The sequence below is a fragment of the Cytophaga sp. genome, from assembly GCF_051961495.1.
GTDB lineage: Bacteria > Bacteroidota > Bacteroidia > Cytophagales > Cytophagaceae > Cytophaga.
Genome location: NZ_JBQCDF010000290.1, coordinates 1 through 12362, shown reverse-complemented (window position 1 = coordinate 12362; position 12362 = coordinate 1). Strand labels below are relative to the sequence as shown.

The window sequence follows — 12362 nt, the reverse complement described above, 5'->3', positions numbered from 1 at the left end:
CAGCAGGACTAACCATTATCTACTCCTGCTCGCCGCCGCCAAAAAACATCTTCGGGTAAATAAAATTCTTCAGGGTGGCTGTATTCTGCGAAATCAATGCCCAGCTGTCAAGATCGAAACCAAGTTCCACAATACCACAAGTAGGAATATTTCCTATTTCCGCATGGGTAAGATTTTCGGCCAGGTAGGTAAAACCCGGATTATGCCCTACTATAATTACAGTATTGTATTTATCATTCAGCTCGTTCACTACCTTTAATAAAGTACGCACAGAAGCTTCATAAATATCTTCCTGAAAATCGATGTCTGTAAGCGGATAATTGATCTGTTCGCAAATATATTCAGCCGTTAATTTTGCCCGTGTAGCCGGACTGGAAACAATCAGATCGGGTACAATACCCAATTCTTTCAGTTTTCCACCCATCCGGGGAGCATCCAGGTGCCCTCTCCTGTTCAATTCCCGGTCAAAGTCTTTTTGTCCGCTTTCTGACCAATCTGACTTGGCATGACGTATTAAAATAAGTGTTTTCCCCATTGCTCTTTTAAAAGAAGCATATTACATAAAATTCCCGAAATCCAATCATTCAATAAATTGAATTCATATAAATACTTTGATAAATACTATTTTAATTCAATACCTTGAATTGAATGTTTGCATTTTAGAAAAAAAAATATTCATCTTTGTCGTGTTCATTTATAAAGAGAAGGCAGATGCCAAAGAATTTAGTCATAGTTGAGTCCCCGGCAAAGGCAAAAACCATTGAAGGGTATCTTGGAAAAGATTTTACTGTCAAGTCAAGTTATGGTCACGTAAGAGACTTACAGAAAGGCGATAAGGCCATCGATATACAGAATAGTTTCAAGCCTACATATGAGATTTCCCCTGACAAAAAAGAAGTTGTCAAGGAACTGAAGAAGTTGTCAAAGGAAGCAGATACTGTTTGGTTAGCGACCGATGATGACCGCGAAGGAGAAGCTATTTCCTGGCATTTGAAAGAATCCCTGGACCTGGATGATAAAAAAACGCGTCGTATTGTGTTCCGCGAGATTACCAAAAACGCGATTTTAAACGCCGTACAGACACCAAGAGGCATAGATATTGATTTAGTGAACGCACAGCAGGCACGTCGGATCCTGGACCGCCTGGTGGGCTTCGAAATGTCTCCTGTACTCTGGAAAAAGATTAAGGCAGGCTTATCTGCCGGCCGGGTACAATCCGTTGCTGTACGTATCGTGGTAGAAAGAGAACGTGATGTCCTGCAATTCAACCCGACAGCCTTATTTAAAGTAACAGCAGAATTCAAGGACGGTAATAAAAGCATCAAAGCTGAATTGCCTACCCGTTTTGATACAGAAGCAGAGGCACAGACTTTCTTAACCAAACTGATCGGCGCAGATTTCTTTGTGCGTGACCTGGAAAAAAAGCCAGCGAAAAAATCTCCTTCCGCCCCATTCACTACTTCTACCCTACAGCAGGAAGCATCACGCAAACTGAGCTTTTCAGTAGCGCAGACCATGACGGTTGCGCAGCGTTTATACGAAGCCGGTAAGATTTCTTATATGAGAACGGATTCGGTGAACTTGTCTGATTTCGCTATTGATGCGGCACGTAACACCATTACCAATAATTACGGTGCTGACTATGCATTCACCCGCAGATATAAAAGTAAATCTGAAAATGCACAGGAAGCGCACGAAGCCATCCGTCCGACGGATTTCAACGTGCAGCAGGCAAGTACAGACCGTAACGAACAACGTTTGTACGACCTGATCTGGAAACGTGCCATTGCTTCACAAATGGCTGATGCCCGTTTGGAGCGTACAGTTGTAACAATCGGCAATAATAAATCACCTGAGAATTTCATTGCATCAGGCGAAGTAATCACTTTTGAAGGTTTCTTAAAAGTATATCTTGAATCGAAAGATGAAGACGATGAAGACGAAGAAGAAATCGAAGCAAAAACAGGCGGCACGGCTACATTGCCGCCGTTGAAAGTAGACCAGAAATTAGGTCTCAATCAGATTGTAGCAGTTGAACGTTATACCCGTCCGCCGTCAAGATATACAGAAGCGAGTCTGGTAAAAAAACTGGAAGAAATGGGCATTGGCCGTCCGTCTACGTACGCGCCGACAATTTCCACCATACAAAAAAGAGGCTACGTTATTAAGGAAGACCGTGATGGCAGAGAGCGCAAGCTTACACAATTAACATTAAAAGATAATGCTGTTAAAGCAGCGGTTATCACAGAGAATACGGGCCAGGAGAAATCGAAACTCTTCCCGACGGATCTTGCCATGATCACCAATGATTTCCTTGTAGAGCATTTCCCGAATGTTACGGATTTCAATTTCACTGCATTGGTTGAAAAAGAATTTGATGACATTGCTGAAGGAAAGATCAAGTGGCAGAACATGCTGAAAGACTTCTATGGAGATTTCCATAAGCAGGTTGTGCAGACAGAAAATGTAGAACGTTCGAGTGTAAACTCATCCCGTATATTAGGTGTGCATCCTGAAACGGGCGAGCAGGTCAGTACACGTCTTGGCCGCTACGGTCCGTTTGTACAGATAGGTGAAGCCGATGAAGAGAAAGACATCAAACCGAGATACGCGAGTTTGCGCAAAGGCCAACTGATCGAGAACATCACGCTGGAAGAAGCGCTGGAATTATTCAAGCTGCCAAGAGAAATCGGTATGTTTGAAGACAAACCCATGGTTGTAGCCATCGGCCGTTTCGGCCCGTATATACGCCACAACAGCAAGTTTGTATCCATTCCGAAGACCGACGATGTCATGACCATTGATGCTGACCGTGGTATTGAACTGATCCTTGCGAAGCGCCAGTCAGATGCAGAGAAACTGATTGCAGAATATCCGGAAAGCGAATATGTGAAGATATTGAAAGGCAGATGGGGACCCTATCTGGCGATCGGTAAAAATAATTTCAAACTACCGAAAGACAGAGAACCGGCTTCATTAACTTACGCGGAATGCCTTGCCATTGCAGGCTTAGACCACGACCCAACGGATGTGGATGCTGGTCTGGCTAAACCGAAGAAAGGTAAAGCTGCTGCAGCCAAGAAAACAGTTGCTGCCAAAAAAGCCCCGGCGGCTAAGAAAGCAGTGGCGAAAAAACCTGCTGCAAAAAAGGTAGCGGCGAAAAAGCCTGCTGCGAAAAAACCTGCCGCAAAGAAGGCTGCAGCCAAGAAACCTGCTGCGAAAAAAGCAGCTGCCAGGAAAAAATAATTTCTGGCATGGTTTTGAAAGAAGCATATAGTAATTAAACGAATTCAAACATAAACCAACCGTATTATGAAAATTGTATTCTCATTGATCCTTGGCTGTGTAGCTGCATTTCATTCATTTGCACAAACATTTCCGATTGATACTGCTACTAAAAAGATCACGTATACTGGCGTAGAAACTGTTACGGGTGCAACCCAGGCAGTCCTCTTTAAACGTACGCACAACCTGAATGTATCTGGCAGCGGTATCCTTGCCGACAAACCTGCTGACGGATATTATAGCTACAAAGGGGAATTCAAAGTAGCCTATCATGCGCCACAGCCAGGTATTATGCATACCGGAAAAGTTACCTACACAGTTGTGATTGCCTGCAAAGACGGCCGCTATAAATATGTGATCACAGATCTTGTTCACTCTTCTGAAAAAGGTAATGGCGGTCCGCTTGAGAAAACTACACCGGAGTGCAACAAATATGTATTAACCATGCAAGGCTGGGGCGATATCAAAAGACTGACTGCTGCTGAAATGGAAAAACTGGTTGCCAACATCAAAGTTACATTGGGAAATCCGGAAGATAAACCTGTAAACGTAGGAAACGATTGGTAGATTTTATTTACGGAGGAAATAAAATATAACAATCGTTTCCTACGTTTAAATTCCAAATAACAAAAAACAAATTCCAAACCGTTTTGTAATTGTAAATAGAAAAGGAGAACAGTATCTGTTCTCCTTTTCTATTTTAAAAGAACCAAATACACTTTACACTCTAAACTCTACACATTTCTCCGTTTGGATTTTGATTTTTGTAATTTGGAATTTCTTCAACGAAGGTAAAAACATGAAAAACATAGTAGTTTTAACCGGTGCCGGTATCTCGGAATAATGCGTAATCAATACTTTCCGCGACTGCGGCGGCCTGTGGGAAGGCCATGATGTAACCGAAGTAGCCTCTCCGGAAGGCTGGAGAAAAAATCCGCAGCTGGTGCTGGAATTTTACAACATGCGTCGCAGAGATGCACTCAAGGCACAACCCAATGCCGGGCATGAAGCACTGGTGGAATTGAGTAAGCATTTTCCGGTACACATCATTACACAAAACGTAGATGACCTGCACGAACGCGCAGGTTCAAAAAATGTGCTGCACATCCATGGCAAATTATTTGAAAGCAGAAGCACATTAAACCCACGCCTGGTCTACCCGATCGAAGGCTGGGAACTGAAACTCGGCGACACCTGCATAAAGGGATCACAGCTTCGCCCCAACATAGTCTGGTTTGGCGAAGCCGTACCACTCATGGATGATGCCGCCAGACTGGCGTCGAAAGCGGATATCTTTATTGTGATCGGCACATCGCTGCAGGTGTATCCTGCAGCAGGACTCATTGATTATACAGGACCGGATACTGAAATAATCGTGATCGACCCGAACCTGCCGGCTCTAAAAAAACATCCGCAGCTGACACTGATTGCTGAGAAAGCTACCACCGGTGTGCCGCGTGTTGTTCGTGAATTGATTGAAAAGTACAACTAATACTTCCTGTTCATTACCCATTTCACGGAATATTACAAGATGCAGGTTAACACAAAAAAAATATATACCTAAGCGGATATATGCAATTAAATGTGTAATTTTAGGTATTAATTAATAACATCACAATAATGAATAACGGAACAGTTAAATTCTTTAATAACTCAAAAGGTTTTGGGTTCATTATCGAAAAAGAATCAGGCAAAGAATACTTTGTACACGTATCAGGTCTTGTTGACGAGATCAGAGAAAACGACGAAGTAACTTTCGAACTTGAAAAAGGAAAAAAAGGACTAAATGCAGTAAATGTTAAACTAGTTTAGTTTTAATATATACCAATCATTTAAGATTTTAAAAGTCACGCCTTCAGCGTGACTTTTTTATTTTACTACTTCTCAGTTGTCTTCATTTTTTTTAGGGCCAGCCCCATGTTATGCGGTGAAAGGCTTTCAGCTTAGATCCGGATGAATAACAAAACTTCAGCCGTTGCCGGTGACCACGTTGACTTCTGTTCACCAATCCAATATTTTCCGAATAGAACACCAACAACGCTAATCCTCATGCTTTCTCTTCTCATTTTAAATTCATAATTCATAATTCATAATTAAATTACTATTCAATGACTACTGATTTCAGATAATTAAAAGTAGTTCGTCACATGAATTTACACACCCATAACAAACCACATCTGTTTCTTTTTTCGTATATTAGAAATAACATTAAAGGCTAAAATCAGCATTTCCCTTAAATTCAACAATAATGAAATTTTTGACAAAACTATTCGGTTCATCTTCTTCAACGGCCGCAACCTATGCACCGCAAAGCGAGCAGGAAGCCTGGATCGGAATCATGTATGCCTGTATGCATATCGATGCGCATATATCGGATAAAGAACTGCAGGAAATGTTTGACCTGGTGGATAAACAAAGTTTGTTTAAAGGTCACCATGTTGCCGAATACTACCAGCCGGTGCTGCTTGCTGACCGAAAGATCGGCAGCTATAATTTAATCGACAGCTGTGCTCCGCATGTACAGGAGAGTAACAAAGACGTGCTCTTCAAACTGATTATGCAACTCCTGTTGGCAGACGGAAAATTACAACCAAAAGAAAAAGAAATCGCTGCATATCTTACCAAAGCACTTCCCCTGGATTTCGACATTGCCAAACAGATTGTAGATGATCTGCTCACCACAAATAAACATTAAATAGAACAGAGGCTCAACGGCCTCTGTTCTATTTATGCCTGTTAAAAATCTCCTTATAGATATATAACAAACATGCCGGAATGTAAAAATGAATCTATCTCCATTCATAACAGCCGACATCCCCGATCTACCGCTGCTGCAGCCGGAGGGCTGGCATGATATCGTTCCTGTATATGAATTTTATACAGCATCTCCTTTCTGCTTTCCGGTTAAAATAACACTTGCCAATGAACTGGTTGGCATTGGCACCACCATCATGCACCATGACACAGCCTGGCTCGCACATATCATCGTTCATCCGGAATACAGAAACAGAGGTATTGGTAAATATATCACCCAATCTCTCATCAACAGTATTGACAGCAGACAATGTAAAACGATTTATTTGATTGCTACTGCGCTTGGTGAACCTGTCTATGAAAAACTGGGCTTCGAAACAGAAACTGAATATCTCTTTTATAAAAACTTCAACCAGGCAAAAAATACAGTAATCCATTCAGCCAATATTATTCCTTATACAACGCCCTTTCATGATCAGATCCAACGCCTGGATCAACGCATCTCTGCAGAGAACCGGCTGTTTCATTTTGAACAGCATCTCTCCAACGCCTGGTTATATGTTTCCGGCAACACGGTGGAAGGATTGTATGTACCAACATTTCATGAAGGTTTTATTATTGCCGACTCAACACAGGCAGGGCGCGCACTGATGGAAAAACGATTCTGTTCAAAAGAGCACGCAGCCTTTCCGATTAATAATACTGCAGCAATTGCATGTATGAGTATACAAGGTTTTGAACCATTTAAAACCGCAAAGCGCATGCGTTTGGGCGAAATCCGGGAGGCTGATTATTCAAAAATATTCAATCGTATCGCCGGAAGCATAGGCTAATTCAATTATCTGTCATAGCCCTACTATGCTTCACATTCAAAGCAATATAAAAATGTACGTAGAGCTCTGAATGTAAGCTTCTTTAAAGTTCTAATTTTTCTTTTCACCTAGATTAAAGTATTTTTACCGTTACTGTCGTGTTCCTGGAACACCTTGTGTTAAACGAATCTATCCGGTTGTAATAAAATGAAATTGTTTAGCTGCAAACATTGCAACAACACGCTGTATTTTGAAAATAGTATCTGCCTGAGCTGCCGAAACCCTATAGGATTTGACAGCAGCCAGTTACTTATGCTCACTATACAGAAAAACAAAACAGATTCATTCTACACAGACATACAATCAAAAAAAACCTATAAGTACTGCCAGAATGCACAGGAAGCAACCTGCAACTGGTTGATCCCTGCTGAAAGCACATCAAACTTCTGTATAGCCTGTGAACTGAACAGAACCATCCCTCCTCTTACCATTGCTCAGAACAGGGAACGCTGGCATAAAATTGAAATTGCCAAGCACCGGCTGATCTATTCCTTACTAAAGCTGCAGCTGCCGATTAAAAAGAAGGTCAATAATAGTCCTGAAGGTATTGCATTTGATTTTACCGTGGATCATCATGCGAAAAGTGTAACAACCGGGCATCAATCCGGACTGATCACCATCAATATCAAAGAGGCAGATGAAGCAGAGCGTGCCAAGAACAAATACGACCTGAACGAAAAATACAGAACACTTCTCGGACACTTCCGCCATGAAATAGGTCATTATTACTGGGATGTACTCATTAAAAACAACCCCAAGAAATTAAAAAAATTCAGGGAGCTGTTTGGCGATGAAACGGTTAATTACCAGCAAGCGCTGCGAAACTATTACAATAATCCAAACAAAAATACCAGCAATCACTACATCAGTATTTATGCTACTTCTCACCCATGGGAAGACTGGGCAGAATCCTGGGCACACTACATGCACCTGATGGATACTGTTGAAACAGCATTTAACTTCGGTATCCAGCTCGACACAGAATCATTGCAGCAACGAAACATCAGTGCTCCAAAAATTTCCGACCCATATCAGGTGAAAAAATTCATTGATATTTTTAATATGTGGGTACCGCTTGGTTTCGCTGTTAACGGGCTCAGCAGAAGCATGGGTCATCCTGAATTCTACCCATTTGTTATTTCAGAAGAGATCGTTGAAAAACTTTCTTTTATACACAAAATCTGTAAAAAGCACAGATTAAGTAATGACAGCGAAAGCATCGAACTCACAGCAAAGGATAAAAAAAACATTGCTGAAGAACAGATCCAGGCAGCATCGCAAGAGACCATAAATACGAGCGAGCAAAAACAAATCCAATCCCAAAATCAGGATTCTGCAAGCAAAACAAATAAACCTTTTTTATTTGGCTCTCTGTTCAAAAATAAATAATTATAATTCCTCTATCCCTTACCCCGGCCCCCCTGTTTGCAAAGGCCTATTTTTATTATTGACTACTTCGAAAGATATAAAAAAAACTGATTATCCTGTAAAAGCACCTTGTTGAAATACCGGTTTCTTTGTATGCCCTAATTTCCCGTAACATTCATATGAAACTATACGCATGCAGCAACTGCAACAGATCTCTTTATTTTGAAAATAGCGTGTGCCTGAATTGTAAGCACCCTGTAGGCTTTGACAGCAAACAGCTTACTATGATAACTTTGCAATCCCAAAATAATACTGCAGAGTTCTCAGCAGTAAAAACAAAATCTAAGTATAAATATTGTTTAAATAAACAGTATGGTAATTGTAACTGGCTGGTACCTGTAGAAAGCACAGCTGACTATTGTGAAGCCTGCAAGCTGAACAGAACAATCCCACCGCTTACCAATCCGCAGAATCAACCCTTATGGAATAAAATAGAAATTGCCAAACATCGCCTTGTTTATTCCCTTCTCCGCTTGGGTTTACCCGTAGAAAAAAAAATAAATAATAATGATACCGGCATTGCATTTGATTTTCTGGCTGAATTATCTCCGGAAGAAAAAATAATGACCGGCCACGACAATGGAGTTATTACCCTAAACATCAATGAAGCGGATGATGCGGAACGCGCCAGACACAAGCTGGACCTGGGGGAAAGATACAGGACACTATTGGGGCATTTCCGCCATGAGATCGGGCATTATTACTGGGATGCGCTGATACGCAATACAGATCTTCTTAGCAGTTTCAGAAGTATTTTTGGCGATGAATCCATGGATTATGCTGAAGCATTGAACAGGTATTATCATTCTGAACCGAATCCAGACTGGCAGAACGATTTTATAAGTGTATATGCTACTGCGCACCCCTGGGAAGACTGGGCAGAAACATGGGCACATTATATGCATATCATGGACACACTGGAAACAGCTTATTTCTTTGGCATGGGATTGAATACAATTGAACCTGCAAAGGATAGTATAAAGACTGCTATTACAAAAGATCCATATACCGTGACAGATTTTAATATATTATTCAATATGTGGGTGCCATTAACGTTCGCTGTCAATAACCTCAACCGCAGCATGGGACATTCCGACTTCTATCCTTTTGTGATATCTGAACCTGTCGTGAAAAAATTATCCTTTATACACGATGTATGCAAAGTAAACCGGGATGTAAAATAATAAAAAATCATTCCTTTATTTTTATTACACCAGTTCTATACAGATCCAATGCTTCTTTTAAAATATCTTTAATGGCTTTTAACGGCAGATTTTTATTGGGATTCACCCGGAAAATCTTCATCCTCGCACGGCTTCCGGACTCGAGTTTCCGGTGTTTCAGATAATTCCCTTCAACCAAAAGTATATAAGGTTCCGTCGTTTTTTTATCTGTCCATAAATAACAGAACATTTTTTTCTTGTAGCAAAAGCATGGCATACCATATTTCCGTGTTTCAGTAATATGTACATCCTGATCAATAATAATTGTACGTAAAGCCAGCAGACAGCTCTTGTTGGGTTCTTCCTGATTCAAATAAAAAGCATCTGTGTCCCGGATCATAAATAAAGGTTGAGCTACTTCACAATAAACAGGTCAAATCCATAAGCATGATGCAGGAGCGGCTCTTCATAAACCGCGGTACTTATATCTGCGAAAGGTTTTTCAGGTTTGTATTCTTTTACAAGAATTGCTGTCTCACCTTTTTTTTCCATTTTCTTCGCAACCTTCGGATCATTGGTAACCCATCCCATGCTGATCTCATGTCCGGTTGTTACATGACCAATAACAATTTCCATGTCATCAAGCTTATATACCCGGATTGAATTTGCATAAAAATCCATAATAGGGATCGAAGGTTCTTCACCCTTATGAAATGCATAATAAGAAGTATCCTCTAATACAGAGAGTCTATAACTCTTATTCTGATAAACAAAGTAATTTTTATTGGCCAGGGTATCTGCTGCAATCCTTATGTATTCACAGGATTGCTGAAAGTTACAATAAGATAAATATACAGGATTAAATTGTCTGATCGCTGGATACCTGGCACATACAGATTTATATCCTTTCTGATAAATACTTTTAAGCGAATCCAGGTATGTTTCTTTAAGCGAATAAATACGGCCGATAGATTCTTTTGTCAGTAAATGTTGCGTGTTATCATACTTAGAAACAAACGCGTCAATGATCCACATCTCTGTCCACTCATCTGCAGAATCAAGATCCAGTCTGAGCCACCTGTTACCTTCTTCCTGTGAAGTTCTTCTGATCTGTACATCTACTGTTACAATAGTATCTGAAACCATGCCTACAGGAAATATTTTGAATTGATATGTATTCAGACAAGCCTGTGAAGAGATGCTCTGAAAAAATAAGAAGAGAATAATTAACTGAACAATTTTCATAAACTATTTTAATAAGATTGAACTCCTTAGATGCTGCATGAGACAAAGCAACATCGAATGATTTACTTACTAAATATCCTGACTTTTCCTCCAATAAAAAAATATAAAAAATTAATACCCCTTTGTATATACCCGGGGTATTAATACATGAATGATTCTTTAATAAAAAAACTGTTCCGATATAATTTCACCATCTTTCACTTCGTACAGCATAACTTCATTCAGCTGTACCCTCCCAAATCCCTGTATGGTAAGATCCATATTACGGCCTACAGCAAAATGGTTGCCGCCAATAACCGGAACCGTAGTAGATGCGCTATGTACAGCTTCAATTGTTTGTACAAAGGTTTCTCCTTTTTTACGAACAGAAGCTTTACCTTCTGCATAGCCCATATACGGAGAGCCCGGCGGATCTATACTCTTCACTGTTTCAGCAAAAAGCTCTTCCTGAATTTCAAACCACTTTTCCTGCTGGGCAAGTTCATTGAAGCGATGAGCGACCTGTTGTACGGTCATTACTATTTTTTCCATATAATTATTTTTGGCTTATGTTGATATAGGACAAAACAAAAATAATATCTGAAAGTAAAATAGATCAGGTGTAAAATAGACTTTCTAAAAGGCTGATATGGACAGTTTCTTGTAAAAAAACAAGACCGGAGATTCTTTCACCTCCGGCTATTATATATAACTTCGTTAACAACGCCCGTTGAATTTCCAATCCATAATCTTCATATTTTTTTATTTACAAAAAAATATGTTTACCCCCTTAATCTTCTTCTTCGCTTTCAGCATCCTCTTCGATTGGTTCACTTTCTACCTCATATTGCACGACGTCTTTGAACGGAATTTTTTCAGCGATAAAGGATTTTGACGTATAACCTCCTACATCTACACTTGAAGCAGACTTCAGATAGATGCTTTTATCATTCGTATTGTAAACGAAACTATAGATCTTTCTTGCATAGTTATAGGCATCCCATTCATCACGGCTGGATGGTATATAATTGGTAATAAATATTTCTGAGCCTTTTAAAGATATCGTTAATGAGGATTCACCTTCTCTGATAAAAATTTCATTCGTATGTATGTTTTCAAACCCGCCTCCTGCATTCCCAAAAGCAATACACATTTTTGTTTTGTTGGTGCTTGTATAATCATACTCTCCATACTCATTCACTTCCGAAGTTACATCCATGCGTAGCTGAAATACGACATCTTCTATTTTATCGCCATTTATATCGCCGAATTTATATTGAACGGGTTTGTAATAAGGGAATTCTTTTTCTGCCAGCTTTCTTATATTCAGATATTTTGAAGGAACTTCTTCCAGAAAAGCTCCGTTATAAACCATTTCAGAAGAAATGCAGTGATTGATTGCATCTGCATAGCCTGCTTCACAATCATCCAGCGGAATAATATTGATCATTTCAGATGCATAAGATGTCAGCAGCATCTTGCCGGGAATGCCATTCTGGTAAGCAGGGAATGTATACACTTCCCCTTCACTGTATCCGCCATCTCCAACATCATAATCGAAACAGAAGTAATTGATCGTTTTACCATCCCAGAGGAAGTACATATCACCACCTGTTTCTCCGCAACTATGTGCCAT

Annotated in this window: 13 protein-coding genes; 8 read left to right on the top strand and 5 right to left on the bottom strand. The window is 40.1% G+C overall.

Annotation, left to right across the window (positions count from 1 at the left end):
• Window positions 1-19 precede the first annotated feature (19 nt).
• Complete coding sequence (locus tag ACTHJT_RS16245; RefSeq protein ID WP_440240126.1) at window positions 20-535, bottom strand: SixA phosphatase family protein; 516 nt, start codon at window positions 533-535, stop codon at window positions 20-22.
• Window positions 536-711: 176 nt separating this feature from the next.
• On the opposite strand from ACTHJT_RS16245, the gene topA reads away from it, so the two are divergent.
• The 8 genes from topA to ACTHJT_RS16205 all read left to right on the top strand — a co-directional run bounded on the left by topA (window position 712) and on the right by ACTHJT_RS16205 (window position 9523).
• Window positions 712-3246 (top strand): type I DNA topoisomerase, encoded by a 2535-nt coding sequence (gene topA / locus ACTHJT_RS16240; RefSeq protein ID WP_440240124.1) that lies wholly within the window; start codon window positions 712-714, stop codon window positions 3244-3246.
• Between the two features lie 66 nt (window positions 3247-3312).
• Window positions 3313-3852: a hypothetical protein gene (locus ACTHJT_RS16235; RefSeq protein ID WP_440240122.1), complete on the top strand. Its 540-nt coding sequence runs from the start codon at window positions 3313-3315 to the stop codon at window positions 3850-3852.
• Window positions 3853-4135: 283 nt separating this feature from the next.
• Window positions 4136-4777: a Sir2 family NAD-dependent protein deacetylase gene (locus ACTHJT_RS16230; RefSeq protein WP_440240170.1), complete on the top strand. Its 642-nt coding sequence runs from the start codon at window positions 4136-4138 to the stop codon at window positions 4775-4777.
• Window positions 4778-4905: 128 nt separating this feature from the next.
• The gene (locus tag ACTHJT_RS16225) at window positions 4906-5097 is read left to right on the top strand and encodes a cold-shock protein (protein ID WP_011585718.1); all 192 of its coding nucleotides are present in this window, start codon (window positions 4906-4908) and stop codon (window positions 5095-5097) included.
• A 436-nt stretch (window positions 5098-5533) separates the two neighbouring features.
• Complete coding sequence (locus ACTHJT_RS16220; RefSeq protein WP_440240120.1) at window positions 5534-5980, top strand: TerB family tellurite resistance protein; 447 nt, start codon at window positions 5534-5536, stop codon at window positions 5978-5980.
• An 88-nt stretch (window positions 5981-6068) separates the two neighbouring features.
• Window positions 6069-6872, top strand: a complete 804-nt coding sequence (locus tag ACTHJT_RS16215) for a GNAT family N-acetyltransferase (protein WP_440240118.1) — start codon at window positions 6069-6071, stop codon at window positions 6870-6872.
• Window positions 6873-7058: 186 nt separating this feature from the next.
• The gene (locus ACTHJT_RS16210; protein WP_440240116.1) at window positions 7059-8300 is read left to right on the top strand and encodes a zinc-binding metallopeptidase family protein; all 1242 of its coding nucleotides are present in this window, start codon (window positions 7059-7061) and stop codon (window positions 8298-8300) included.
• A gap of 158 nt (window positions 8301-8458) precedes the next feature.
• Complete coding sequence (locus ACTHJT_RS16205) at window positions 8459-9523, top strand: zinc-binding metallopeptidase family protein (RefSeq protein WP_440240114.1); 1065 nt, start codon at window positions 8459-8461, stop codon at window positions 9521-9523.
• Between the two features lie 7 nt (window positions 9524-9530).
• On the opposite strand, the gene ACTHJT_RS16200 is transcribed toward ACTHJT_RS16205, so the two are convergent.
• The 4 genes from ACTHJT_RS16200 to ACTHJT_RS16185 form a co-directional block, all read right to left on the bottom strand.
• A complete protein-coding gene (locus tag ACTHJT_RS16200) occupies window positions 9531-9902 on the bottom strand; it encodes a DUF1801 domain-containing protein (protein ID WP_440240112.1) in 372 nt (123 codons plus the stop codon).
• Between the two features lie 14 nt (window positions 9903-9916).
• On the bottom strand, window positions 9917-10747 hold the full coding sequence (locus ACTHJT_RS16195; RefSeq protein WP_440240110.1) for a hypothetical protein: 831 nt from the start codon (window positions 10745-10747) through the stop codon (window positions 9917-9919).
• A gap of 159 nt (window positions 10748-10906) precedes the next feature.
• On the bottom strand, window positions 10907-11278 hold the full coding sequence (locus tag ACTHJT_RS16190) for a SnoaL-like domain-containing protein (RefSeq protein WP_440240108.1): 372 nt from the start codon (window positions 11276-11278) through the stop codon (window positions 10907-10909).
• 238 nt (window positions 11279-11516) lie between these two features.
• On the bottom strand, window positions 11517-12362 hold an 846-nt coding region (locus tag ACTHJT_RS16185), incomplete at its 5' end, for a hypothetical protein (RefSeq protein WP_440240106.1).